This is a genomic window from Streptomyces racemochromogenes (assembly GCF_039535215.1).
Taxonomy (GTDB): Bacteria; Actinomycetota; Actinomycetes; order Streptomycetales; family Streptomycetaceae; genus Streptomyces; species Streptomyces racemochromogenes.
This window is the reverse complement of record NZ_BAAAWT010000001.1, coordinates 5,688,358-5,712,744: the sequence shown is the minus strand read 5'-3', so window position 1 is coordinate 5,712,744 and position 24,387 is coordinate 5,688,358. Positions and strand designations below refer to the sequence as shown.

The 24,387-nt window shown below is 74.3% G+C and carries 22 protein-coding genes; 5 read left to right on the top strand and 17 right to left on the bottom strand.

Features of this window, described 5'->3' with window-relative positions; translation table 11 throughout:
• Nucleotides 1–23: 23 nt before the first annotated feature.
• Nucleotides 24–1,526, bottom strand: a complete 1,503-nt coding sequence (locus ABD973_RS26250; RefSeq protein ID WP_345502427.1) for an aminotransferase-like domain-containing protein — start codon at nucleotides 1,524–1,526, stop codon at nucleotides 24–26.
• On the opposite strand from ABD973_RS26250, the gene ABD973_RS26245 reads away from it, so the two are divergent.
• Nucleotides 1,525–2,445, top strand: a complete 921-nt coding sequence (locus ABD973_RS26245) for a DMT family transporter (protein WP_345502425.1) — start codon at nucleotides 1,525–1,527, stop codon at nucleotides 2,443–2,445. The two genes, ABD973_RS26250 and ABD973_RS26245, sit on opposite strands and share 2 nt — an antisense overlap.
• A 58-nt stretch (nucleotides 2,446–2,503) precedes the next feature.
• Nucleotides 2,504–2,719: a DUF1918 domain-containing protein gene (locus tag ABD973_RS26240; protein ID WP_125820576.1), complete on the top strand. Its 216-nt coding sequence runs from the start codon at nucleotides 2,504–2,506 to the stop codon at nucleotides 2,717–2,719.
• A gap of 1 nt (nucleotide 2,720) precedes the next feature.
• Here ABD973_RS26240 and ABD973_RS26235 read toward each other — a convergent pair whose 3' ends face one another.
• Nucleotides 2,721–4,019, bottom strand: a complete 1,299-nt coding sequence (locus ABD973_RS26235) for a glycoside hydrolase family 10-like protein (protein ID WP_125820577.1) — start codon at nucleotides 4,017–4,019, stop codon at nucleotides 2,721–2,723.
• 154 nt (nucleotides 4,020–4,173) lie between these two features.
• On the opposite strand from ABD973_RS26235, the gene ABD973_RS26230 reads away from it, so the two are divergent.
• On the top strand, nucleotides 4,174–5,076 hold the full coding sequence (locus tag ABD973_RS26230) for a 3-hydroxybutyryl-CoA dehydrogenase (protein WP_125600634.1): 903 nt from the start codon (nucleotides 4,174–4,176) through the stop codon (nucleotides 5,074–5,076).
• Nucleotides 5,077–5,088: 12 nt separating this feature from the next.
• On the opposite strand, the gene ABD973_RS26225 is transcribed toward ABD973_RS26230, so the two are convergent.
• The 9 genes from ABD973_RS26225 to infC form a co-directional block, all read right to left on the bottom strand.
• On the bottom strand, nucleotides 5,089–5,625 hold the full coding sequence (locus tag ABD973_RS26225; protein ID WP_125600665.1) for an NUDIX hydrolase: 537 nt from the start codon (nucleotides 5,623–5,625) through the stop codon (nucleotides 5,089–5,091).
• A gap of 53 nt (nucleotides 5,626–5,678) precedes the next feature.
• Complete coding sequence (locus ABD973_RS26220) at nucleotides 5,679–7,016, bottom strand: NsdA family TPR-like regulatory protein (RefSeq protein WP_125820578.1); 1,338 nt, start codon at nucleotides 7,014–7,016, stop codon at nucleotides 5,679–5,681.
• A 794-nt stretch (nucleotides 7,017–7,810) separates the two neighbouring features.
• Complete coding sequence (gene pheT, locus ABD973_RS26215; protein WP_125600640.1) at nucleotides 7,811–10,339, bottom strand: phenylalanine--tRNA ligase subunit beta; 2,529 nt, start codon at nucleotides 10,337–10,339, stop codon at nucleotides 7,811–7,813.
• A complete protein-coding gene (pheS, locus tag ABD973_RS26210) occupies nucleotides 10,339–11,466 on the bottom strand; it encodes a phenylalanine--tRNA ligase subunit alpha (protein WP_125600644.1) in 1,128 nt (375 codons plus the stop codon). The genes pheT and pheS overlap by 1 nt, the downstream gene beginning before the upstream one ends.
• Before the next feature lie 162 nt (nucleotides 11,467–11,628).
• Nucleotides 11,629–12,912, bottom strand: a complete 1,284-nt coding sequence (locus ABD973_RS26205; RefSeq protein WP_125820579.1) for a sensor histidine kinase — start codon at nucleotides 12,910–12,912, stop codon at nucleotides 11,629–11,631.
• A 55-nt stretch (nucleotides 12,913–12,967) separates the two neighbouring features.
• Entirely contained in the window at nucleotides 12,968–13,822 is an 855-nt protein-coding gene (locus ABD973_RS26200) for a TrmH family RNA methyltransferase (protein ID WP_125600668.1), read from the bottom strand.
• Nucleotides 13,823–13,996: 174 nt separating this feature from the next.
• Nucleotides 13,997–14,383: a 50S ribosomal protein L20 gene (gene rplT, locus ABD973_RS26195; RefSeq protein ID WP_007263143.1), complete on the bottom strand. Its 387-nt coding sequence runs from the start codon at nucleotides 14,381–14,383 to the stop codon at nucleotides 13,997–13,999.
• 101 nt (nucleotides 14,384–14,484) lie between these two features.
• The gene (gene rpmI, locus ABD973_RS26190) at nucleotides 14,485–14,679 is read right to left on the bottom strand and encodes a 50S ribosomal protein L35 (protein WP_030770466.1); all 195 of its coding nucleotides are present in this window, start codon (nucleotides 14,677–14,679) and stop codon (nucleotides 14,485–14,487) included.
• Nucleotides 14,680–14,778: 99 nt separating this feature from the next.
• Nucleotides 14,779–15,486: a translation initiation factor IF-3 gene (infC, locus tag ABD973_RS26185; RefSeq protein ID WP_345502417.1), complete on the bottom strand. Its 708-nt coding sequence runs from the start codon at nucleotides 15,484–15,486 to the stop codon at nucleotides 14,779–14,781.
• Between the two features lie 325 nt (nucleotides 15,487–15,811).
• On the opposite strand from infC, the gene ABD973_RS26180 reads away from it, so the two are divergent.
• Nucleotides 15,812–16,177 carry a DUF1844 domain-containing protein gene (locus tag ABD973_RS26180; protein WP_125600656.1) on the top strand — a complete coding sequence of 122 codons (366 nt, stop codon included), beginning with the start codon at nucleotides 15,812–15,814 and terminating at the stop codon, nucleotides 16,175–16,177.
• A gap of 81 nt (nucleotides 16,178–16,258) precedes the next feature.
• Here the strand turns inward: ABD973_RS26180 and ABD973_RS26175 are convergent, their stop codons facing one another.
• From ABD973_RS26175 to ABD973_RS26165, 3 genes are read right to left on the bottom strand one after another with little or no spacing between them, the layout of a single operon-like run.
• Entirely contained in the window at nucleotides 16,259–16,999 is a 741-nt protein-coding gene (locus ABD973_RS26175) for an SseB family protein (RefSeq protein ID WP_125820581.1), read from the bottom strand.
• Nucleotides 17,000–17,011: 12 nt separating this feature from the next.
• Nucleotides 17,012–18,199 (bottom strand): type VII secretion-associated serine protease mycosin, encoded by a 1,188-nt coding sequence (gene mycP / locus ABD973_RS26170; RefSeq protein ID WP_345502413.1) that lies wholly within the window; start codon nucleotides 18,197–18,199, stop codon nucleotides 17,012–17,014.
• Nucleotides 18,196–19,008: a hypothetical protein gene (locus ABD973_RS26165; protein WP_345502411.1), complete on the bottom strand. Its 813-nt coding sequence runs from the start codon at nucleotides 19,006–19,008 to the stop codon at nucleotides 18,196–18,198. The genes mycP and ABD973_RS26165 overlap by 4 nt, the downstream gene beginning before the upstream one ends.
• A gap of 569 nt (nucleotides 19,009–19,577) precedes the next feature.
• On the opposite strand from ABD973_RS26165, the gene ABD973_RS26160 reads away from it, so the two are divergent.
• Nucleotides 19,578–20,771 carry an amino acid deaminase/aldolase gene (locus ABD973_RS26160; protein WP_345502409.1) on the top strand — a complete coding sequence of 398 codons (1,194 nt, stop codon included), beginning with the start codon at nucleotides 19,578–19,580 and terminating at the stop codon, nucleotides 20,769–20,771.
• Nucleotides 20,772–20,792: 21 nt separating this feature from the next.
• Here ABD973_RS26160 and ABD973_RS26155 read toward each other — a convergent pair whose 3' ends face one another.
• The 3 genes from ABD973_RS26155 to ABD973_RS26145 form a co-directional block, all read right to left on the bottom strand.
• Complete coding sequence (locus ABD973_RS26155) at nucleotides 20,793–22,088, bottom strand: haloacid dehalogenase-like hydrolase (protein WP_386382212.1); 1,296 nt, start codon at nucleotides 22,086–22,088, stop codon at nucleotides 20,793–20,795.
• 93 nt (nucleotides 22,089–22,181) lie between these two features.
• On the bottom strand, nucleotides 22,182–22,973 hold the full coding sequence (locus ABD973_RS26150; RefSeq protein ID WP_007263151.1) for a 3-oxoacyl-ACP reductase: 792 nt from the start codon (nucleotides 22,971–22,973) through the stop codon (nucleotides 22,182–22,184).
• 5 nt (nucleotides 22,974–22,978) lie between these two features.
• Nucleotides 22,979–24,343, bottom strand: a complete 1,365-nt coding sequence (locus tag ABD973_RS26145) for an aldehyde dehydrogenase family protein (RefSeq protein ID WP_345502404.1) — start codon at nucleotides 24,341–24,343, stop codon at nucleotides 22,979–22,981.
• Nucleotides 24,344–24,387 lie beyond the last annotated feature (44 nt).

The window sequence follows — 24,387 nt, the reverse complement described above, 5'->3', positions numbered from 1 at the left end:
CTCCCCCGGCGCCTCAACGGGGTTTACGCGCCCCCGCCCGGCTCCCCTCCCGGCCCTCCGGCCCGGCCGCCGGCCCGGCCCCCGAGCAGTTCCCCGGGCAGCCCGCCCCGCAGCCGCTGCACGGCCTCCACCAGCTCCCCCGGCCCCGACACCCCGGCGAAGCTCAACCGGACGTGCGCGGCGGGCGGTTCGGCGCAGAAGTACGGGCGGCCCGGGGTGACCGCCACTCCGGCGCGCAGGGCGGCCGCCGTGAACGCGGCGTCGTCGCCGTCCCCGCCGGGGCGCACCCAGAGCTGGAAGCCGCCCGTGGGCAGGTGGGTGAGTTCGGCGCCGGGCAGCTCCCGCCGCAGGGCGCCGGCGAGGACCTCGCGGCGGTGGCGCAGCTCGGCGGCGACGGCCCGCAGGTGGCGCGGCCAGGCGGGGGCTCCGACGAGTTCGAGGGCGGCCTCCTGGAGGGGGCGGGGCACGAAGAAGCTGTCGACGACCTGGATGGCCCGCAGCCGGTCCAGGACCGGGCCCCGGGCGGCGAGCGCGCCGACGCGCAGGCTGGCCGAGGTGGCCTTGGTCAGGGACCGGACGTGGACGACGACCCCGTCGCAGTCCTGGGCGGCGAGCGTCGCGGGCAGCGGGCCGGCGTCCTCGTGGGCGAGGTTGCGCGCGTAGTCGTCCTCGATGACGAAGGCCCCGGCGGCCCGCGCGATGCGCAGCACCTCAGTGCGGCGCGCGGCGGACAGCACGGCGCCGGTCGGGTTCTGGAACAGCGGCTGGCATACGAAGACCCGTGCGCCGGTGGCTTCGAAGGCGGCGGCCAGCAGCTCCGGCCGGACCCCGTCGGCGTCGACCGGGACGGGTACCGGCCGGCAGCCGGAGGCGCGGGCGATGGCCAGCAGCCCGGGGTAGGTGGGCGATTCGACCAGGATCGGCGCGCCGGGTGGGGCGAGCGCCCGTACGGCGGTGGTCAGGGCGCTCTGCCCGCCGGCGGTGATCAGCACGTCGGCGGCGCCGACCGAGCCGACGGCGCCGCCGATCTCGCGGGCGAACCAGTCGCGCAGCTCGGGCAGCCCCTCCATGGGCGGCCGCCCCCAGGCCCCGGGCCGGCGTCCGGCGCGGGCCAGGGCCGCCGCCATGGCCCGCTCGGGCTGGAGGGTGGGGTGCAGGTAGCCGCCGTTGAGCTCGATGACCCCGGCGGGCGGTACGGCGAGGGAGTTCGCGACGCCGCTGGCGTCCACGGAGCGGGGGACGACGTCCCCGGCGCCCTCGGCGCTGAGGGCGACCTCCTGCCAGGAGGTGTCACCGGGCGCGGGGCCGCTCGTCCGCGGGCGGGCGCGGAAGGCGCCCGCGCCGGGCCGGGTGACGACGAGCCCCTCGGCGGCGAGCTGCGCGAGGGCCCTGGAGACGGTGACGGGGCTGACCCGGTAGCGCTCGACCATGGCCCGGCTCGACGGGAGCTTTCCACCTGCCGGGTAGCGGTCGAGTTCCGATCGAAGGGATTCTGCCAGTTCTGCCACGCTGCTACGCTCGTACATGACAGCACAGAATAGCGCTACTCGCCCGGCCTCGATAGCGGTGCAGCCGGTGGGCCACCGGACCGCCGCGCGCAGCGGCACCGCCCTCGCCCTGCTCGGGGTGGTCGCCTTCTCGCTGACCTTCCCCGCCACCGCCTGGGGTCTGGAGAGCTTCGGCCCCTGGTCCCTCGTCGCGCTGCGCAGCGTCCTGGCGGCCGCCGTCGCGGGCGCCTTCCTGCTGGCCGGGCGGGTGCCGCTGCCGGCCCGGGAGCACTGGGCCGGGCTCGCCGTGGTGGCGGGCGGCGTGGTGGTGGGCTTCCCGCTGCTGACCACGCTGGCCCTGCGGACCTCCACCACCTCGCACGCCGCCGTCGTGGTGGGGCTGCTGCCGCTGACCACCGCCGCCTTCTCGGCCCTGCGCACGGGCAACCGCCCCTCGGGCCGCTTCTGGGCCGCCGCCGTCGCCGGGGCCGTGGTGATCCTGGCCTTCACCCTGGCGCAGAGCGGCGGCACCCCCTCCGCCGGCGACGCCTACCTCTTCGGGGCCCTGCTGGTGTGCGCGGCCGGCTACACCGAGGGCGGCCGGCTGGCCCGCTCGATGCCCGGCTGGCAGGTGATCGGCTGGGCGCTGGTGCTGTGCCTGCCCCTGAGCCTGGCCGGCGCCGCGTTCGCGCTGGCGTCCGAGCCGGTGCACCTCACCTGGCACGGGGTGACCGGTCTGGTGTGGGTGGCGGCGGGCTCGAACTTCTTCGGCCTCTACGTCTGGTACCGGGGCATGGCCGAGATCGGCACCGCGCGCGCCAGCCAGCTCCAGCTCGCCCAGCCGCTGCTGACCCTGGTGTGGTCGGTGGCGCTGCTCGGGGAGCACCTCTCGCCGGCCACACCGCTGGCCGCCTGCGCGGTCCTGGTCTGCATCACCGTGACCCAACGGGTCAAATAGCCTCGAAACGGCCTAAACTACTGGCACCGGATCGGACCGGTTCCGAGGAGGTCAGCAGATGCGCGCGACCGAGGGCGACCAGCTGGTGCAGCACGGCAGGATCGTGGGCCAGCACGACAGGGTGGGCGAGATCGTCGAGGTCCTGGGCGAGAACGGCGCCCCCCCGTACCGGGTCCACTTCCCGGACGGGCACGACGCCGTCATGTCCCCCGGCCCCGACTGCGTCGTCCGCCACCCGGACGAGCCCGAGGGCAAGTCCCCCACCTGGCACTGAGTCAGCGAGGCGGCACGGCCGTCGGATAGTGGTCGGCGACGACCCTGGCCAGCGCACCATTGGGGTCCGCGACCACGTACTTCCCCGAGAAGTACGCGTGGCCGCGGACCTCCGCGTACCGCGCGGCGAGGGTCAGGTGCCGCGACAGCTCGGCGGGGTCGCGCCAGGCCGCGGTGGAGCTGCGGGCGTCGCAGCGGTACAGCGCCTCGCCCACGTACAGGTCCACCCCGGTGCCGGCGACCGTCTTCGCCCACCAGCGCACGACCTCCGCGTAGTCGGCCGCCGCGTACCCGATGTGCCAGTACGCCTGCGGGACGACGTAGTCGACCCAGCCCCGCAGGACCCACTTGCGGGTGTCCGCGTAGAGGTCGTCGTACGTCTGCAGGGCCCGGGTCGCCGAGCCGAGCCGGTCGGTGCCCTGGTTGCGCCACACCGCGAACGGGCTGATGCCGAAGCGGACCGCCGGGCTGCGCCCCCGCAGCTTCTGCGACATCTCGCGCACGAGGGTGTCGGTGTTGTCGCGGCGCCAGGCGGCACGGGAGGTGAAGGCGCCGCCGTGCTCCGCGAAGGCGTCGTCGTCGTCGAAGTACTCGCCCGCGACGGGGTACGGATAGAAGTAGTCGTCCCAGTGCACCGCGTCGACCGGGTAGCGGTTGACGGCGTCGAGCATCGCCTCCTGGACGAAGGCCCGCACCTCGGGCACCCCCGGGTTGTAGTACAGCTTCCCGCCGTAGGCGACGGTCCAGTCCGGATTGCGGCGGGCCGGGTGCGAGGCCGCGAGCCGGGAGCGGTCCGTGTGGTTGGCCACCCGGTACGGGTTGAACCAGGCGTGCAGCTCCAGCCCGCGCGCGTGCGCCTCGGTGACGGCCGTGCCCAGCGGGTCCCAGCCCGGGTCCTTGCCCTGCGTCCCGGTCAGCCACTGCGACCAGGGCTCCCGCGTCGACGGCCAGAACGCGTCGGCGGCCGGGCGGACCTGGAGGATGACCGTGTTGAGGCGGCGCGCCACCGCCGTGTCGAGGAGCCCGACCAGCTCCGCCCGCTGTTCCCGCGCGGACAGTCCGCTCTCGGAGGGCCAGTCGACGTTCTGTACGGTCGCGATCCACATCCCCCGGAACTCCGCGGCCCCCGCGCGGCCGCCGGCGGGCGTCCGCGCCGGGCGCACCCCCGGTGGCCCGGCCGGCTCCCGTACCGCCGCTGCCGCCCCGGGCTCCGCGGCCCCCGCCGCCGCCGGGCCCGCGGCCGTCGTGGCCAGCACTCCCGCCGCCCCCGCCAGCAGTCCCCGCCGTCCGATGTGCGCCATGTGACGACTCCGTTCCTCTCCGTGACAATCCTCTGCGTGGGCACAGCATGCCCCGCCCCGGGCCGCCGACGGGGGCAACGCGGGAGTAACGTCGGGGGGCGTGGCGGGCGCCGGGATGCAGTTACCACTGCCGAACACGGGGGACCCGCGATGGATGAGCAGCGAAAGGCACGATGTGACGGACCTCTCTACCCTCCCGACCGACATCACCAGGGTCGGCGTGGTGGGCTGTGGCCAGATGGGCGCGGGCATCGCGGAGGTGTGCGCCCGCAGCGGTCTTGAGGTGAAGGTCGCCGAGACCACCGGGGAGGCCCTGGAGATCGGGCGCACCCGGCTGCACAACTCGCTGACCAAGGCCGCCGAACGCGGCAAGATCAGCGAGGAGGAGCGGGACGCCACCCTGGGCCGGCTCACCTTCACCACCGACCTCGGCGAGTTCGCCGACCGCGACCTCGTCATCGAGGCCGTCGTCGAGAACGAGCAGGTCAAGACGGAGATCTTCCAGGTCCTGGACCAGGTGATCACGCGCCCGGACGCGATCCTCGCCTCCAACACCTCCTCGATCCCGCTGGTCAAGCTGGCCGTGGCGACCTCGCGGCCCGACCAGGTCATCGGCATCCACTTCTTCAACCCGGCGCCCGTGCAGCGGCTCGTCGAGCTGATCCCGGCGCTGACGACGAGCGAGGACACCGTCAAGCGGTCCGAGGCCCTGGTGCGGGACGTGCTGAACAAGCACGCCGTCCGCGCCCAGGACCGGTCCGGCTTCGTCGTCAACGCGCTGCTGGTGCCGTACCTGCTGTCCGCGATCCGGATGTTCGAGTCGGGCATCGCGAGCCGCGAGGACATCGACAACGGCATGGAGCTGGGCTGCGCCCACCCGATGGGCCCGCTCAAGCTGTCCGACCTGATCGGCCTGGACACCATCGTGTCGATCGCCGAATCGATGTACGCGGAGTACAAGGAGCCCCTGTACGCCGCTCCCCCGCTGCTCCAGCGCATGGTCGACGCGGGCCGCCTAGGCCGCAAGACGGGCTCGGGCTTCTACCCGTACGGCTGAGGCCGGGAACGCCTAGGGGCGGTTCAGCCTCAGGTGGTGCAGCAGGAGGAGCCCGGCCGCCATGTTGGCGGCCGGGACCTCCCCGCGCGCGATCATGTCCGGCACCAGCTTCAGCGGGACCCACTCCCGGCGCGAGGACTCGAAGGCGTCCTCGGGTTCGCCCACGTAGGAGGCCCCGTCCGCCCAGTAGAGGTGGTGGCGGGCGTCGGTCAGGCCGTTGGAGGGCTCCACGGTCATCAGGTGGTGGAGCGGGCCGGGCCGCCAGCCCGACTCCTCCTCCATCTCCCGCGCGGCCGCCGCCTCCACCGTCTCCCCGTCCTCGACCACCCCGGCGGGCAGCTCCCAGCCCCAGCTGCCGGTGATGAACCGGTGCCGCCACAGCAGCAGCACCTCGTCGGCCTCGTTGACGGCCGTGGCGACGGCGACCGGCCGCAGCCGGATGACGAAGTGGTCCAGGTGCCGGCCGTCGGGGAGTTCCACGTCCGCGAGGTTCACATCGAACCAGCGGTTCTTGTACACGGTCTGCTCACTCAGGTTCGTCCACTGCACGGTAATGCCACCTTCCGCATCCGTTGGTGGCAACATGGCAGCAGCAGACGCCCTCACAGGGGAACGCGCAGCGCCCCGTCGATGAGGTACGCGGTCTCCTGCGCACCGGAGCACCCGCTGCTCAGCAGCTGCTCCCGGACGGCCCGCAGCCGGTCCCGCAGGCGCAGCGACTCCATCCCCTTGGCCCGCTCGGCCATTTCGGCCGCCGAGGCCACCGCCCGGTCGGCCTCCCCCTGCCGCAGCTGGATCTCGCACAGCATCGCGAGGCGGTGCACCCGCCCCCGGTCGTGCGCCGGCGTCCCCACCGCCTCGGCCGCCTGCTCGTGCGCCCCCGCCAGGTCCCCGAGGCTCAACAGGGCCTCCGCCACCTGTACGTTGACCAGCCCAGGCTGGACGTAGCCGGTCTCGGCGGGCTCGGTGCCGGGTCTGATCCGCTCGGCGGCCGCCTCGGCGCGCCGGATGCACGCCAACGCGGCTGCGGCGTCGCCGAGTTGCGCGTAGGCCTTGGCCTGCATCGCGTACAGGTCGGCGCCCAGCGCCGGCGTGGTGTCCGGGCCGGCGGCGCGCAGCGCGGCCTCCGCGAAGGCCACGGCCTGGCGGTACTCCTTCAGGTGCAGCGACTGGTTGACGAGCAGGGCGATCACGTACGCCCCGAGCCCCCGGTCCCCGCTGGCCTTGGCGAGCCGCAGCGCCTGGTGGAAGTAGCGCTGGGCCAGGCCGTGGGCGTCGGAGTCGTACGCGCAGATCCCCGCGACCGCCACCAGGGAGCCGGTCGCCCGGTGCAGCGGGCGGCCGATCTCGTCGGAGTAGGTCCCGCGCAGCATCGGGGCGGTCTCACTGCCGAGGAAGCGCACGATCCGCGCCCGGGTGGCCATCCCGCCGGCCCGGCGGTACATCAGCTCGTAGTGCACCCGGGCGGCACGCAGGACCTCGATGTGCTCGGGCCCGATCCGCTGCCGCCCCACCCGGGACACGTCCGCGTCCTCGGGCGGGTTCTCCCACTCCCACACCGGGATCACGGCCGGGGTGCCGGTGAGGGCCTGCGCCGTGAGCTGTGCGGGCCGGCCCAGCTCGTCGGAGCGCCACAGGGCCGTGGCACGGTCGACGAAGCCGCTGAGCCGGGTGCCGTGCGGGCTCTGCCGGCCGGGGATCCCGAGCCCGATGTCGTCGAGCCCGACGGGGCGTCGCAGCCGCCCGCCCAGCACCTCGCAGATCAGGTCGGGCACCTGGCCGCGGGGGCGCTGCCCCTTCAGCCAGCGGGAGACCGCCGTGTGTTCGTAGCGCAGCGCGAGTCCGCGGGACCGGCCCGCCTGGTTGACATGCGCGGCGAGTCCGGCGTGGGAGATGCCCGCCTCGGCGAGGAGGGCGTCGAGCAGTGCATTGGGCTGCATGGGCCCCTCCAAGGGCTCGTCCGCTTCAGGCTAGTGGCTGAGCGGTGCGCGCGGGGGCGTTCCGGGTTTCCTTCACACGGGGTGTGAACCGAGTGCGCGCATAAATGCGTTGCGCACCCTGCCGCTCGGGGGGCCGGGGGCGGTTCACTTAAGAGCCTCGCCAAGGAGGCCGCCCGGTCGTCGGCTCCCCCTCGTACAGTGCGACGACCCGGCACCCGCGCCGCCCGCCCCCGCTGTCTGCCCGACACTCCATGGCGGGCGCGGGCGGCGCACCACGGCTCCGCCGCGGTCCGGTTGGTCGCCGGGCCGCGCCGGGGCCGGGCCGGTTCCGTACCGGGTCCGTCCACCGGCCCGGTCCGGAACGGCTCCGCCGGTGACACGGGTCCGCCCGGGCCGTACCACTCCCCCCGGCCGGGCGGACCCGCACCGGTCGCCGCGCGGCCGTGGGACACCGCGCCTGCGGCGGGGCCGCCCTCCCGGTGCGCCCGCACCCAGCCGCGCGGGCGTACCGCTGCGCGGGGCTGGTCCCCTACCCGCCCTTCACCCGTTCTCGCCTCACACGCCGGCGGGGCTGATTTCAGCCCCGCCGGCGTGTGAGGCGCGGGGGTCTGGGGGCGGAGCCCCCAGGGAACGGGCGAAGGGCGGGTAGGGGACAGCCCCGCAGGGCAGCCTGCCGGGCGGCGGCCGCGCGGGGTCCGGGGCGGAGCCCCGGCAGGGCACCCCGGCCCACCCGAACGGGTGAGGGGCGCGCCCGGGATCCCGGACGCGCCCCTCGGTACAGCCCAGCGGCAGCGCTACGCGCCCCGCAGCACCGCCCCGGTCCGCTCGCCGGCCAGCGCCACCGCGGCATCGCGCGCCGCCGTCGACTCCTCGGCGGTCAGCGTGCGGTCGGCCGCGCGGAAGCGCAGCGCGTACGCGAGGGACTTCTTGCCCTCGCCGACCTGCTCACCGGTGAAGACGTCGAACAGCCGCAGCGACTCGAGCAGTTCGCCGGCGCCCTTGCGCAGCGCGTCCTCCACCGCCGAGGCGGGGACGGACGAGTCGACGATCAGCGCGACGTCCTGGGTCGCCACCGGGAAGGTGGAGATCCGGGGCGCCTGCACGACCTCGCCGCCGGCCGCCGCGAGGCGGTCCAGGTCGAGCTCCATGGCGCTGGTGCGGGCCGGCAGGCCGAGCGCCTTGACCACGCGCGGGTGCAGCTCGCCGGCGTGGCCGATGACCTGCTCGACACCGTCGAGGGTGACGACCAGCTCGGCGCAGCGGCCCGGGTGCCAGGGGCCGTACTGGCCCTGGCGGACGACCAGCTCGGCGCCGGCCTCGACGGCCAGCACGCGGGCGGCCTGGACGGCGTCCGCCCAGTCAGCCGGACGGCCCTTGCCCCACCAGCCGGCCTGCTCGCGCGCACCGGCCAGCACGACCGCGGCGTACCGCGGCTGCGCGGGCAGGGCCGCGTCGAGGGTGGCGACCTCCTCGTCCGTGGGGCGCCGGTCGACGGGCAGGCGTACGGCGACGCCCGGCTCGGCGGCGGCGCGGAAGACCGAGCCGGTCTCGAAGAGCGCGAGGTCGTGGCTGCCCCGGCTGTCGTTGCGGCGCAGCGCGCCCAGCAGGCCCGGCAGCAGCGTCGTGCGCAGCGCCGGCTCCTCGTCGGACAGCGGGTTGACCAGCTTGACGACCTGGCGGCTCGCGTCGTGCGCGGGCAGCTGGAGCTGGTCGAAGACGGCCTCGCCGATGAACGGGTAGCTCAGCGCCTCGACGTAGCCGGCGCCGGCCAGGGCGCGGCCGACCCGGCGGTGGAGCTGCTGGCGCGCGGTCAGGCCGCGGCCGGAGGGCACCTGCGGGAGGGTGGACGGGAGGTTCCCGTAGCCCTCCAGCCGGATGACCTCCTCGGCGAGGTCGTTGGGTTCGGCGAGGTCGGGCCGCCACGAGGGGACGGTGACGACGAGCTCGTCCTGGCCGTAGACGTCGCAGCCGATCTCCTGGAGGCGGCGCACGACGGTCTCGCGGCCGTAGTCCATGCCCGCGACCCGGTCCGGGTGGTCGGCGCTCATCGCGATGGTGCGCGGCGCGCCCGGGGCGGTGAGCTCGGTGACCCCGGCCTCCGCGGTGCCGCCGGCGAGCAGCACGAGGAGGTCGACGGTCCGCTGCGCGGCCGCGGCGGCGGCCTGCGGGTCGACGCCCCGCTCGAAGCGCTTGGAGGCCTCGGAGGAGAGCTTCAGGCGGCGGGCGGTGCGCGAGATCGACACGGAGTCGAAGTGCGCGGCCTCGATGACCACGTCGGTGGTGCCGGTGACGACGCCCGTCTCGGGGTCCGTGACGGAGTCGGCGATCTCGGTGTTGGCGCCGCCCATGACACCGGCGAGCCCGATCGGGCCGCTGCTGTCGGTGATCACCAGGTCCTCGGCGTCGAGGGTGCGCTTGACCCCGTCGAGGGTGGTGAACTTCTCGCCCTGCTCGGCACGGCGGACGCCGATCGCGCCGTCGAGGCGCGCGCGGTCGTAGGCGTGCAGCGGCTGGCCGAGCTCGAGCATCACGTAGTTGGTGACGTCGACGGCCAGCGAGATCGGGCGCATGCCCGCCTTCTGGAGGCGGCGCGTGAGCCAGATCGGGGACCGCGCCTCGGGGTCGAGGCCGGTCACCGTGCGGGCGGTGAAGCGGTCGCAGCCGGCCGGGTCGGAGATCTGCACGGCGTAGCCGTACGAGTTCGGCGCGGGCACGTCGAGCAGCGCCGGGTCGCGCAGCGGCAGGCCGTACGCGGTGGCGGCCTCGCGGGCCACACCGCGCATGGACATGCAGTAGCCGCGGTCCGGGGTGATGTCGATGTCGAGGACCTCGTCGACGAGCTGGAGCAGCTCGATCGCGTCGGTGCCGGGCTCGTACTCCGGCGGCAGCACGATGATGCCGTGCGTGCCGTCGTCGCCCATGCCGAGCTCCTCGCCGGAGCAGATCATGCCGTGGGAGGTCTTGCCGTACGTCTTGCGCGAGGCGATGGCGAAGTCGCCGGGCAGGACGGCGCCGGGCAGGACCACGACGACCTTGTCGCCGACGGAGAAGTTCCGGGCGCCGCAGACGATCTCCTGCGGTTCGCCGGTGCCGTTGGCGGTGCCGACGTCGACCGTGCAGAAGCGGATCGGCTTGCGGAAGCCCTCGAGCTCCTCGATGGTCAGCACCTGGCCGACGACGAGGGGGCCCTTGAGGCCGGCGCCGAGCGTCTCGACGGTCTCGACCTCGAGGCCGGCGTCGACCAGCTTGGCGGCCACGTCACGGCCGGTCTCGCCCGCGGGGAGGTCGACGTACTCCCGCAGCCAGGAAAGCGGGACGCGCATCAGATCTCACTCCCGAACGGCCGGGTGAAGCGCACGTCACCCTCGACCATGTCTCGCATGTCTTCAACGTTGTGACGGAACATCAGCATCCGCTCGATGCCGAAGCCGAAGGCGAACCCGCTGTACTTCTCCGGGTCCACGCCGCAGGCGGTGAGCACCTTCGGGTTCACCATGCCGCAGCCGCCGAGCTCGATCCAGCCCTCGCTGGAGCAGGTGCGGCAGGGGCGGTCGGGGTTGCCCACCGACTCGCCGCGGCAGACGTAGCACTGCATGTCCATCTCGGCGGACGGCTCGGTGAACGGGAAGAAGTGCGGGCGCAGCCGGGTGGTGGTCTGCTCCCCGAAGAGCTCCTTGACCATGTGGTCGATGGTGCCCTTGAGGTCGGCCATGGTCAGGCCCTCGTCGACGGCGAGCAGCTCGACCTGGTGGAAGACCGGGGTGTGCGTCGCGTCGAGCTCGTCGGTGCGGTACACGCGGCCGGGGCAGACGATGTAGACGGGGGGCTTGCGCTCCAGCAGCGAGCGCGCCTGCACCGGGGAGGTGTGGGTGCGCAGCACGACGCCGGACTCGTCGCCCTCGGTGCCCTTGGGGCCCTGGACGAAGAAGGTGTCCTGCATCTGGCGCGCCGGGTGGTCGGGCGTGAAGTTGAGGGCGTCGAAGTTGAACCACTCCGCCTCGACCTCGGGTCCTTCCGCGACCTCGTAGCCCATGCCGACGAAGATGTCCGCGATGCGGTCCATCAGCGTGGTCAGGGGGTGGCGGGCGCCGGCGGGCACGCGGTCGTAGGGCAGCGTGACGTCCACCGCCTCCTCGACCAGCACCCGCTCGTCGCGCTCGGCCTCCAGCTGGACCGTGCGGGCCCCGAAGGCCTTGTTCACGGCGCCGCGGGCCTGTCCGACGCGCTTGCCCGCGTCGGCCTTGGCCTGGGGCGGCAGGGCGCCGATCTCGCGGTTGGCGAGCGCGAGGGGCGAGCGGTCGCCCATGTGCGCGGTCTTCGCCTCGCGGAGCTCGTCGAGGTCGCCGGCGGACGCGAAGGCGGCGAGCGCCTCGTCCCGCATGCGCTCGATCTCTTCCGGTTTCAGTGCCTCGACCTCGACAGGGTCGTACGACTTGTTCGGTGCCGACATCTCTTCCCGTACTTCCGATGGCTGGCTGGTGGGTCCCCGCACGACTTGATCGAAACGCCTCGGGCTCGATCGGCACAAGGACACAAAGGTGCCAAAGGACGAGTCTAAGGGCCGCCGGGGGTGGAGGAGCCCGTGGGCCGCCCGGTGGGACTCTCCGCAGGGTTACTGGGTGAGGTAGGCCGGGGCGCTCACGGGCAGGATAAATCGGAACTCGGCGCCGCCTCCGGGGCCGCGGCCGACCGTGATGGTGCCGCCGTGCGCCTCCACGATGCCCTTGACGATGTACAGGCCCAGGCCGGTGCCGCCGCGCTTGCTCCCCCGCCAGAAGCGGGTGAAGACGCGGGCCATCGACTCCTCGGGGATCCCGGGGCCTTCGTCGGTCACGGTGACGGCTGTTCCCTTCTCGTGCGGTGCCACGTCGATGGTGACCGTTCCGTCACCGTGGCGCACCGCATTTTCGAGGAGGTTGCCGAGGATCTGGTCGATCTTGTCCGGGTCGGCCCAGCAGTCGGGCAGCGGGCTGCTGACCCGTACGAGGAACCGCTCGGGCGCCTGGCCGTTCGCGGTGAGGGCCTGGACGTGCCGGCCGACGGCGGCGGCGAGGTCGACGGGCTGGCGGCGGACCTCCAGGCGGCCCGAGTCGATGCGGGAGATGTCGAGGAGCTCGGCGATCAGCCGGGTGACGCGGTTGGCGTCGGCGTCGACGGTCTCCAGCATCAGCCGCTTCTGGTCGTCGGTGAACCGCTCCCACTTGGCGAGCAGCGTGGCGGTGAAGCCCTTCACGGAGGTCAGCGGGGAGCGCAGCTCGTGCGCGACGGTGGCGATCAGCTCGGCGTGGCTGCGTTCGGTGCGGCGGCGGGCCTCGGTGCCGCGCAGGGTGACGACGAGGCGGCTGAGGGGGCCGGTGGGGTGGGTGCGCACGTAGCGGGCGGAGACGAGCACCTCGCGCCCGCCGGGCAGCAGCAGGTTCCGCTCGGGCTGGCCGCGCCGGGTGGCGAGACCCCCGTACGGGTCGGTCAGCGTCCACCAGCGGCGGCCTTCGAGGTCCTCCAGGGGCAGCGCGCGTTCGATGCGGGCGCCGAGGGCCTGGCCGGCGGGGATGGCGGTGATCCGGGAGGCGGCCCGGTTGAAGCAGACGACGTGCCCGGTGTGGTCGGCGACGACGAGCCCGTCGGGCAGCTCGTCGGGGTCGATGACGGGGTCCGGGGCGGTCGCGCCCGGCCGGGCGGGGGCCTCGCGGTCCGCGGCGCGCGCGGCGGGGCCCGCCTGTGGCGGTACGAAGCCCAGGGTGTCCGGGGCCGCGGCCGGCGGCACTGCGGGGCCCGCCGCGCCGGACCCGGCGGCGGACTCGCCGGGGCGGCCGGCGGCCGGCTGCCCGGCGGCGTACCGGAACCGCTCCTCGGCCTCGCCGCCGGCCTCCGGCGCGCTGTTCGTACCGACGGTCATGTCCCCGTACCCCACATCTCCGGGTAGCGCAGTGAGCCCCCGGACGGCCACACTACTAGCTGGGGGTCACGGAGCGGCACCCTCCGGGTGCCCGCTGTGCACGGGCGGACGCGTAGAGGCACACGGCGGCGGCCGTCGCGAGGTTCAGGCTCTCGGCCCTGCCGTGGATCGGGACCCGGACGACGGCGTCCGCGAGCGCCCGGGTCTCCTCGGGCAGGCCCCAGGCCTCGTTGCCGAAGACCCAGGCGGAGGGCCCGCCCATGGTGCCCGCGTCCAGCTCGGCGTCCAGGTCGTCCTGCCCGGCCCCGTCGGCGGCGAGGATCCGCACCCCGGCGGCCCGCAGCCCCTCCACGGCCTGCTCCACCGGCACGCCGACGGCGACGGGGAGGTGGAAGAGGGAGCCCACGGAGGCGCGTACGGACTTCGGGTTGTACAGGTCGACGGAGGCGTCGGTGAGCACCACGGCGTCGGCGCCGGCCGCGTCCGCGCAGCGCAGCACCGTGCCGGCGTTGCCGGGGTCGCGGACGTGGGCGAGGACGGCGACCAGGCGGGGCCCGGCCTTGAGGATGTCCTCGAACGGGGAGTCCAGGAAGTGGCAGACGCCGACCAGGCCCTGCGGGGTCACGGTCTGCGAGACGTCGGCGAGCACCTCGTCGGAGGCGTAGTGGACCCGGGCCCCGGCCAGCAGCGCGGCCTCGACGATGTCGGCGTAGCGCTCGGCGGCCTCGACGGTGGCGAACAGCTCGACCAGGGTCGCGCCGTGGGCCCCGCGGTGCTCGACCGCCTCGCGGACGGCCTGCGGGCCCTCGGCGATGAACCGGCGCTCCTTCGTGCGGAAGTTGCGCCGCGCCAGCCGGCGGGCGGCGGCCACGCGCGGGGATCGGGGGGAGATCAGCTCGTGGTGACCCAGGTCGGCCATGGTCTCTGCGGTCTCTCTCGGGGTGCGGGCCGCGCGGGGCGCGAGCGGTGCGGGCACGGGCGGCGGTGCGGGGGCGCGTGCGCCCGTGCGGGGAAAACACTCGGACCCGCAGGCGCATCGCCTGCGGGTCCGAGGATGCCGACTGCTGACGCGGCCGGCCAGGCCTTAGGCAGCGGCCTTCGGCGCGTTGACGTCGGCCGGGAGGGCCTTCTGCGCGACCTCGACCAGCGCGGCGAACGCGTTGGCGTCGTTGACGGCCAGCTCGGCGAGGATCTTGCGGTCCACCTCGATGTTGGCGGCCTTCAGACCCTGGATGAGGCGGTTGTACGTCATGCCGTTCTGGCGAGCAGCGGCGTTGATGCGCTGGATCCACAGCTGACGGAAGTCGCCCTTGCGCTTCTTGCGGTCGTTGAAGTTGTAGACCAGCGAGTGGGTGACCTGCTCCTTGGCCTTGCGGTACAGGCGCGAACGCTGACCGCGGTAGCCGGAGGCCGCCTCGAGGATCGCCCGGCGCTTCTTGTGGGCGTTTACTGCCCGCTTGACGCGTGCCACTTTTTACTCCTTGTAGCGGGGCCGTGGATGTCGTCACACGACCCGGAATTCGATGGGGTCCCGGTGCTGACGTCCCGCTCCCTCAGGGGGAGCGGAGGACATCAGATGCCGAGAAGCTTCTTGATCTTCGCGGCGTCGCCGGGAGCCATCTCCGCGTTGCCGGTCAGGCGACGGGTCAGGCGGGACGACTTGTGCTCGAGCAGGTGGCGCTTGCCGGCGCGCTCACGGAGCACCTTGCCGGAGCCGGTGACCTTGAAGCGCTTCTTGGTACCGCTGTGCGTCTTGTTCTTCGGCATGGCGCCGTTATCTCCTCGTCGGTGGCGCCCCCGCCGGTCCGGGGACCGGCTCGCGGGAGCGTCATGTTGTTGGGTGATCCGGGACGGTGTGTACCGGGATCAGGCCTCGGTGTCGGCCTCGGCGGAGGCGTCGGCCTCGGGGGAGGCGTCTGCCTCGACCTCGGCGGCCGGGGCGTCCTCCGTCTCGGCCGAAGCCTCGGCGGCGGTACCACCCTGGCGCTCGGCCTTGCGGGCGGCCTGCGCCTCGCGGGCTTCGGCCATCGCCTCGGTCTTCTTCTTGTGCGGACCGAGAACCATGATCATGTTTCGGCCGTCCTGCTTCGGGTTCGACTCGATGAAGCCGAGCTCCTCGACGTCCGAAGCGAGACGCTGCAGCAGTCGGTAGCCGAGTTCCGGCCGGGACTGCTCGCGACCACGGAACATGATCGTGATCTTGACCTTGTCGCCCTGCTTGAGGAACCGAACGACGTGACCCTTCTTGGTGTCATAGTCGTGCGGGTCGATCTTCGGCCGGAGCTTCATCTCCTTGATGACCGTGTGCGCCTGGTTCTTGCGCGCCTCACGGGCCTTCATGGCCGACTCGTACTTGAACTTGCCGTAGTCCATGAGCTTGCAGACGGGCGGACGCGCGGACGCGGCGACCTCGACCAGGTCCAGGTCGTATTCCTGCGCGAGCTCAAGCGCCTTCGCAAGCGGAACAATGCCCACCTGTTCGCCGCTGGGACCGACGAGTCGCACCTCAGGGACGCGAATCCGATCGTTGATGCGGGGCTCGGTGCTGATGGATCCTCCTCGGTAGCACCACACGGCTGCCTGGCAGGCAACCGCTGACGTCTTTTGTCGTCAGACCTCAACCGCGGCGGAGAATGAAAAATGCCCCGCCGGGCACAGGCAGGGGCTCCAAAACAACCGGAGCACCGCCGCGTGCGAACCGCGGGGCGCAACTCGACGGCTTCCCATCGTCCGTACGGAACGATGGACACCGCCTGACCGGAAGACCCGCCTCCCCGGAGGGTGGTCGGGTGGGAGATCGGAGCCTCCACTTGTGGGCCGGGCACACAGGTGTCCGGCCGGTCGAGGTCCATAGTACCCCACGCATTGCAAGGCCGCCGCACGACCTATCGTGGAGCGCATGACTGACGCGACGCCCTCCGATTCCACCCCTCCCGACTACGACGAGATGACCCGCGACATCGCGGACGTCCCGGCCGTCGAGGTCATCACCACGGTGGCCGTCCACCTGCTGAGCGCCGCGGCGGTCAACCTGGGCCTGGACAAGCCCGACTCCGAGCACAAGGACCTCGACGAGGCCCGCAAGCTGATCACCGCCCTGGCCGGCCTGGTCACCGCCAGCGCCACCGAGATCAGCTCCTTCCACGCGGCCCCGCTGCGCGACGGCCTGAAGTCGCTCCAGCTCGCCTTCCGCGAGGCCTCGATCGTCCCGGACGAGCCGGGCCAGGGCCCGGGCGAGAAGTTCACGGGTCCCGTCTACGCCTGATCCTTCTTCCGGTTCCGTTTCGCACCTCGGAGGGCCGCCCGCGCGTCGCGCGGGCGGCCCTCCGGCGTGCGTACGGGGTCCTCAGCGCGTGAAGAGCGGCTCGCCCGGCGGGACCGGGCCGCCGGGCGGGAGCAGGGCCAGGTCCAGGCCGCGTACGAGCCGGCCGCGCAGGGTCTCGTCCGCCGCCAGGGCCTCGGCCACCCGGCGGGCCGCCGGGGCCGGCTCGGCGTCGGCGCTGAGCACGACGGCCAGGGTGCCGTCCGCGTCGGCGCCGCCCCGGCCCAGGTGGGCGCGGAGCACGGCGGGCTCGGCGGCCACGGCCGCGCGTACCGCCTCGCGCACGGCGGGGTCCGCCAGCGGGTCGGCGTCCGTGCGGCCCTCGGCCAGCGCGAGCAGCGCCGGGCCGGTCAGCTGGTACGGGACGGGGCCCGCCAGGTCGATCACGACCGTGTCGGCCTTCTCGTGCGCGGCGGCGGCGAGCGCCTGGTGCAGCGGGACCGCCACCGGCCGGGCCGCCGGGTCCCACAGGGCGAGCGAGGCGATCGAGGTGAAGGCCGGCAGCGCCCGCCGGTTCCCCGCCGTCAGCGTCGGCACGGCCATGTCGCTGGTCTTCTCGCGCTTGAGGCCGGTCTCCGGGTCCGTCTCGACCTCGCCGAGCATCGCCACGACGGGCACCAGCAGCCGGGCGTCCTTCAGCGCCGCCAGCAGCTGCGGTTCGGCCGCCCGGTCGGCCGCCCAGGCCGCGAGGGCGGCGCTCAGCCGGGGGTCGGCGGTGCCGTCGTCGTCGGAGAAACCGGGGTCTGGAATGTTCTTGGTCGCCACAATCAACCGACCCTATCCCGACGTGTCCCACCGTGCGGCGCGCGGGCGGCGGGCCAGTACGGCGGCCAGCACCAGCAGCACCGCTCCCCCGGCCGCGGCCGCGGGCACCCCCGGCACCTTCCGGCGCCCGGCCGGGCGGGCGTGGTCGGGTCCGGGGCCGAAGTAGCGCCGCCCGGCGGCGACGGCCGCGGGGACGGGCGGCTCGGGGCGCAGCGCTGCGCCCGCCTGGAGCGCGGCGACGGGGTCGACCGTGCCGTGGCCCCGGCCGTCGTCGCGGCCGCCGGCCGGGCGCTCGGCGGCGGTGTCCTCCAGCAGCTTCTTGACCTGGGCCGGGGACAGCCCCGGGTGGGCGGCCTTGACGAGGGCCACGGCGCCGGAGACGAAGGCCGCGGCGGCGCTGGTGCCCCAGCCCTCGTAGTAGGAGCGGTCGGGGTCGGCGATGACCACGTCGACGCCGGGGGCGCTGACGGTGGCGTACCAGTGGCGGGTGGAGAACGGCGCCTTGCGGCCCTGGCGGTCGACGGCCGCGACCGCGATGACGCCGGGGTAGGCGGCGGGGTAGGAGGTGTGGTCGCCGCGTTCGCCGCCGTTGCCCGCGGAGGCGACGACGACCACGCCCTTGCCGAGCGCGTACTGGACGGCCTCGTCCTCGGCGGCCTCGTGGTGCGCGGAGTCACTGTCGTCGCCGAGCGACAGGTTGATCACGTCGGCGCCGTGGTCGGCGGCCCAGCGGATGCCCTCGGCGAGGGCGCCGGACTTGCTGTCGCGGGCCTTGTCCCGGCCGGGGTCGCCCTCTTCGAGGATCACCCGGACCGGGAGGATCTTCGCGTGGGGCGCGATCCCGAGGACGCCTTGGGAGCGGTCGGGGCCGTGGCCCCGCCCCGCGATGATGCTGGCCATCGCGGTGCCGTGGCGGGCCCAGGCGCGGTCGCCGCGGCCGGCGCCCATGCCGACGAGGTCGGCGCCGTCGAGGACCTGGCCGCCGAGGTCCGGGTGGGTGGCGTCCACACCGGTGTCGAGGACCGCGACGGTGACCCCGTCGCCCTGGGTGGTACCCCAGGCCTCCTCGGCGCGCAGGGCGAGCAGGCCCCACTGACGGTCGCGGATGGTGTCGGCGGCGGCGGGGTGGGCGGCGGTCACGGCGAGGAGGGCGGCGGCGAGGCCGGTGGCGGCCGCCGCGCGCAGGGGGAGGGGGGTCATCGGGCGGCCCCCTTCGAGGGTGCCGCGCCCGGCGCGGCGTCCGGCACCGTGTCCGGGGCGGCGAGGGCGCTGAGGGCCTGTCCCACGCGGTCGGCGGCGGCCTTCGCGTCGTGGCCGAGCCCGGCTTCGGCGACGGTCCCGGTCGCGCCCTCGCGGAGCGCCTCCTCGGCGGGGACGGGCGCGGCGACGGTGCGGCCGTCGGCGAAGGCGGAGACGGTGTAGACGACGGCCGGGGCCTCGGCGGAGACCGTCGCGGTCCAGGCGGCGCGGCGCGCGTCGGCGTACTCGTAGGCGGGCGGGACGGTGAGGCGGCCCCGGAGGGCGGCCATGGCGCCGGCGTCGGCGGGGGTGAAGACCAGGCCGACGGTGACGAGGGAGCTGCGGGTGGCGTCGGTGTAGGTGGCGCGGAGCACGCGGGTGCAGCCGGTGGCGGCGAGGGCGGTCCGCCAGTCGGCGGGGAGGGCGGCCGCGCAGTCGGCGTCGGGCGCGAGGGCGATCCGGGTCCAGCGTCGGTCGGCTCCGCCGGGGCCGGCGTCGGGGGCGTCCAGGACGGGCGGCAGCAGGCTGTCCGCGGGGGCCGACCGCCACAGCGAGGCGGCCCGGCGGTAGGCGGCGTCGGGGGGCAGGGGGCGGTGCGCGGCGCGGTGGTCGCTCCAGGCGGTGGCGGCGGCGCCGGCGAGGAGGGCACTGCCGAGGAGGGCGCACGTGATGGCCGTGACGACCCGTACGGGGTGGCGGCGGGGGCGGTGCGGCGGGGGCGGCGGCTCGGGGGCGTCCAGGACCTCGGTCCGTGGTGTCGTCGTGGTCATGCGGCGGCTCCGCCCCCCGGTTCCGTACGGCTGCCTGCCCGTACTTTACGTGCCCGCCGACGCGCCCCCACCCGCCCTTGCCCTGGCCGGGCCCTTGCCCTGGCCGGGCCGTCGCCGGGGCCCTTGCCCTGGCCGGGCCGTCGCCGGGGGCCGGGCCCTTGCCCTGGCCGGGCCGTCGCCGGGGGCCGGGCCGTTGCCCTGGTCGGTGCCGGCCTGGCAGGGCGGGCCGCTGCGCGGGGCGGAGGTCCCCTACCCTCCCTTCCACCGTTCCCAGGGGCTCCGCCCCTGACCCCGCGCCTCAAACGCCGGCGGGGCTGAAGTACCGGGGCTCCGCCCCTGTCCCCGTTGCGCTCAAACGCCGCGCGGGCTGGATGTGCGCAGCACATCTCAGCCCCGCCGGCGTTTGAGGCGCGGGGGTCTGGGGGCGGAGCCCCCAGGAGGGGTCCGGGCGCAGCCCGGGGAACGGGCGAAGGGCGGGGCGGGGAGCAGCCCGCGCAGCGGAACCCGGCCAACGCCCGGCCAGGGCAGGGGCCTACCCACCGGTACAAGCGTCTGGCAAGCTGCGCCCCATGACTTCGGACCGGACCCGGTACGACCGGGCGACCGCGCATCTGGACGCGCCCCTGGCCATCGTGGACCTGGCCGCCTTCGACGCCAACGCCGACGACCTCGTCCGCCGGGCCGGCGGGAAGCCGGTGCGGGTCGCGAGCAAGTCGGTGCGGTGCCGGGCACTGCTCGAACGGGTGCTGGCCCGGCCCGGGTTCGCCGGCGTGATGTCGTACACCCTCTCCGAGTCGCTGTGGCTCGCGCGCTCCGGGTTCGAGGACGTGCTGCTGGCCTATCCGTCGGCCGACCGGGCCGGCTTCGCGGAGCTGGCCGGTGACGCGAAGCTGGCGTCCGCGGTGACGGTGATGGTGGACGATCCGGCACAGCTGGAGCTGATCGATCGGGCGCGGGACGGCGGGGCCGAGGAGATCCGGGTCTGCCTGGAACTGGACACCGCCCTGCGGTTGTTCGGGGGCCGGGTGCGGGTCGGGGCGCGGCGGTCGCCGCTGCGGGAGCCGGGGCAGCTGGCGGACCTGGCGCGGGCGGTGGCATCGCGTCCGGGGTTCCGGGTGGTCGGCCTGATGGGTTACGAGGGGCACGTCGCCGGGGTCGGGGACGCGCTGGCCGGGCGGCCGGTGCGGTCGCGGATGATCCGGCTGATGCAGAGCACGGCCCGCAAGGAGCTGGCCGTCCGGCGGGCGGAGGCGGTGCGCGCGGTCCGGGCGGTGGTGCCGGACCTGGAGTTCGTCAACGGCGGCGGTACGGGCAGCGTGGCGGAGACGGCCTCGGAGGAGGCGGTGACGGAGATCGCCGCCGGGTCGGGGCTGTACGTGCCGCGGCTGTTCGACAACTACACGACGTTCCGGGGGCGTCCGGCCGCGCTGTTCGCGCAGCCGGTGGTGCGGCGGCCCGGGGTGGGGGTGGTGACCGTGCTGGGCGGGGGCTATCCGGCCTCGGGGGCGGCGGGCGCCGACCGGCTGCCGGTGCCGTACCTGCCGGCGGGGCTGCGTTACGACCCGCAGGAGGGTGCGGGCGAGGTGCAGACGCCGCTGCTGGGGAGCCCGGCCGACGACCTGCTGATCGGCGACCGGGTGTGGTTCCGGCACGCGAAGGCCGGGGAGCTGTGCGAGCGGTTCGACACCCTGCACCTGGTGGAGGGGGACCGGGTGGTGGACTCGGTCCCGACCTACCGGGGCGAGGGGCGCACCTTCCTTTAACCCTCCCTCCAGCCCTCGCCGTCAGAAGACGGTGTCCGTCTGGTCGGGGATGACGCTCGCGTCGCCCCGGCGGACGGGGCCCGCGGTGCCGTCGTGGTCGACGTAGCCGGTGGTGGAGCAGGGGTAGGGGCCGGTCTTCTGCTTCTTGGGTTCGATGAACATCGGGTTCACGATCCACTTGCCGTCGCCGTTGTCGTAGGCCCGGCACATGAGTTCGTTCTTGTTGCGGTTGAGGACCAGGCGCAGGCCGGTGGCGTCGCGCAGGAACGAGATGTCGGTGTCGGAGTCGCCCGCGGCGAAGACCTGGCGGCGGGCGGCCGGCTGGACCTTCTCGGCGGCCCTGCCGCGGACGCCGAAGACCTCCTTGTTGATCCAGCAGCGCTTGCCGTCGATGTAGGTGGTCATGGTGTCGGCGCCGTCGGGGACGGATCCGCAGCCCTGGAGGTGGGCGGTGAGCCTGCCGTCGCGGGTGGTGGTGTTGCGGATGCCGATGACGTGGGCGGCGTCGATGCCGACGCCCCGGGCCCAGACCTCGACGACGGGCTGCGGGGAGGCGGAGCTGATCCAGACGTCGAAGCCGGCGCGCTGGAGTTTCCCGATGAGGTCGCGCTGCTGGTCGTAGTAGCGGACCCAGCCGGTAGCGGTGCCGGTGCCGACCTGCTGCTTGGTGCCGATGGGCGCGGCGAGGTTCTCGGTGCGGGCGGCGGCCGCGAAGGCGCGTACCTGCTTCGCGGTCCAGCCCTGGGTCAGCTGGGCCAGCCAGGCGTAGCCGGGTTCGGTCGTGCGGCGGTCCCAGCCGGCGAAGGCGGCGGCGCCGGTGCGGGTGGCGGCGGTGCCGTAGACGGCGTTGATCTCGTCGGCGCAGGCGGCGCCGGCGGGGGTGCCGGTGGGCAGGGGGGTGCCGGGGCGGGCGAGGGGGCCGCAGGCGGCGGCGAGGGCCTGGGCGGCGGCCGGGGTGAGGTGGCGGCTGGTGGTGGTCCAGTCTCCGTCGGCGGGCTGGCGGATCCTGCCGTTGCGCAGGAGCCAGAACATGGTGGCGTCGCCGACGTCGTTCTTGACGACGGTGTTGTCCCAGTCGAAGACGGCTACGGGCTTGGCGCGGGCCGGCCGGTGCGGGGCGCAGCTGCCGTACTGGTCGATGAGCTGCTGGAGGCGGGCCTGGTTGTCGCCGTACCAGCCGGCGGCGAGTTCCGGGGTGGTGCAGGCGGGTTGCGCGGCGCGGGCGGGGCCGGCGGCGGTGAGGCAGCCGGCGGCCATGAGGGCCGCGGCGCCGGCGGCCAGGAGCCGGCGTCTGGTGGTGGGTCGGGTCACGGGCACTCCTCGTGGGGATCGTGGCGGGCCGGTGGAGCACGACAGCCGGGCGTCGTGCGACGCCCGGCTGTCGGGTGGGGGGTTCGGTGTGTGCGGGGTTTACAGGGGGGTGACGTACGCGCCGGAGATGCCGCCGTCGACCAGGAAGTCGGTGGCGTTGATGAAGGAGGAGTCGTCGCTGGCGAGGAAGGCGACGGCGGCGGCGATCTCGGTGGGTTCGGCGAACCGGCCGAGCGGGATGTGCACGAGGCGGCGGGCGGCGCGCTCGGGGTCCTTGGCGAAGAGCTCCTGGAGCAGCGGGGTGTTCACGGGCCCGGGGCAGAGGGCGTTGACGCGGATGCCCTCGCGGGCGAACTGGACGCCGAGTTCGCGGGACATGGCGAGGACGCCGCCCTTGGAGGCGGTGTAGGAGATCTGGGAGGTGGCGGCGCCCATGATGGCGACGAAGGAGGCGGTGTTGATGATGGAGCCGCGGCCCTGGCGCTGCATGTAGGGGAGGGCCGCCTTGCAGCAGAGGTAGACGGAGGTGAGGTTGACGTCCTGGACGCGGCGCCAGGCGTCGAGCTCGGTGGTGAGGATGGAGTCGTCGTCCGGGGGCGAGATGCCGGCGTTGTTGAAGGCGATGTCGACGGAGCCGTAGGTGTCGTAGGCCGTCTTGAAGAGGGCGTCGACCTGCTCCTTGTCGGTGACGTCGACCTGGACGAAGGTGCCGCCGACTTCTTCGGCGGCGGCCTTGCCGGCGGCGGGGTCGATGTCGGCGCAGACGACGTTGGCGCCTTCGGAGGCGAGGCGGCGGGCGGTGGCGAGGCCGATGCCGCTGCCGGCTCCGGTGATGACGGCGGTGCGGCCGACCAGGCGGCGGCAGACGATCTCTTCGGTGCGGTCGGTCATGGGGTTCAGGCCTCCGTGCTGATGAAGACGTTCTTGGTCTCGGTGAAAGCGGTGAGGGCGTCGGGTCCGAGCTCGCGGCCGAGCCCGGACTGCTTGTATCCGCCGAAGGGGGTCCAGTAGCGGACGCTGCTGTGGGAGTTGACGGACAGGTTCCCGGCGCGGACGGCGCGGGAGACCCGCAGGGCGCGGCCGACGTCGCGGGTCCAGAGGGAGCCGGAGAGGCCGTACTCGGTCGCGTTGGCCAGGCGTACGGCGTCCTCCTCGTCCTCGAAGGGGAGGACGACGGCGACGGGTCCGAAGACCTCCTCGGCGGCGACGGGCGCGGTGGGGTCGACGTCCGTGACGAGGGTGGGCGGGTACCAGAAGCCGGGGCCCTCGGGGGCCTTGCCGCGGATGGCGCTGAGGTCGTCGGTGACGTAGGAGCGGACGCGGTCGAGCTGGGCGCGGGAGATGAGCGGGCCCATCTGGGTCTTCTCGTCGAGCGGGTCGCCGACGGCCACGGACTCGATGCCGGGGGCGACGAGTTCGAGGAAGCGGTCGTAGGCGGTGCGCTGTACGAGGATCCGGGTGCGGGCGCAGCAGTCCTGGCCGGTGTTGTCGAGGAAGGCCATGGGGGCGGCCGCGGCCGCGGCTTCGAGGTCGGCGTCGGCGAAGACGATGTTGGGGCTCTTGCCGCCGAGTTCGAGGGTGACGCGCTTCACCCGGTCGGCGCACTTGGCCATGATCTGCTTGCCGGTGCGGGTGGAACCGGTGAAGACGATCTTGGCGACGCCGGGGTGTTCGACGAGCGCGTCGCCGGTGACCGCTCCGTGGCCGGGGAGCACCTGGAAGAGGTGTTCGGGGATCCCGGCTTCGAGGGCGAGTTCGGCGAGGCGCAGGGCGGTGAGGGGGGTGGTCTCGGCGGGCTTGAGGATGACGGCGTTGCCCGCGGCGAGGGCGGGTGCCAGGCCCCAGGCGGCGATCGGCATGGGGAAGTTCCAGGGCGCGATCACGCCGATGACGCCGAGGGGTTCGAGGAAGGTGACGTCGATGCCGCCGGCGACGGGGATCTGGCGGCCGGAGAGGCGTTCCACTCCCCCGGCGGCGAAGTCGAGGAGGTCGCGGACGTTGCCGGCTTCCCAGCGGGCGTTGCCGATGGTGTGGCCGGCCTCGCGGACCTCGAGCCGTGCCAGTTCCTCGATGTGGCCGTCGACGACGGCGGCGAAGCGGCGCAGGAGTCTGGCCCGGTCGCCGGGGGGTGCCGCCGCCCAGGCGCGCTGGGCCCTGGTGGCCCGGGCGACGGCGGTGTCGACGTCGTCCCGTGTGGCGGCCGGGACGACGGCGACGGTTTCCTCGGTGGCCGGATTCAGTACTTCCAGCGCATCGGACACGTGGGGGCCTCTCTGGGGTCGGTTCGGGGGTACCGGGCTTCCGG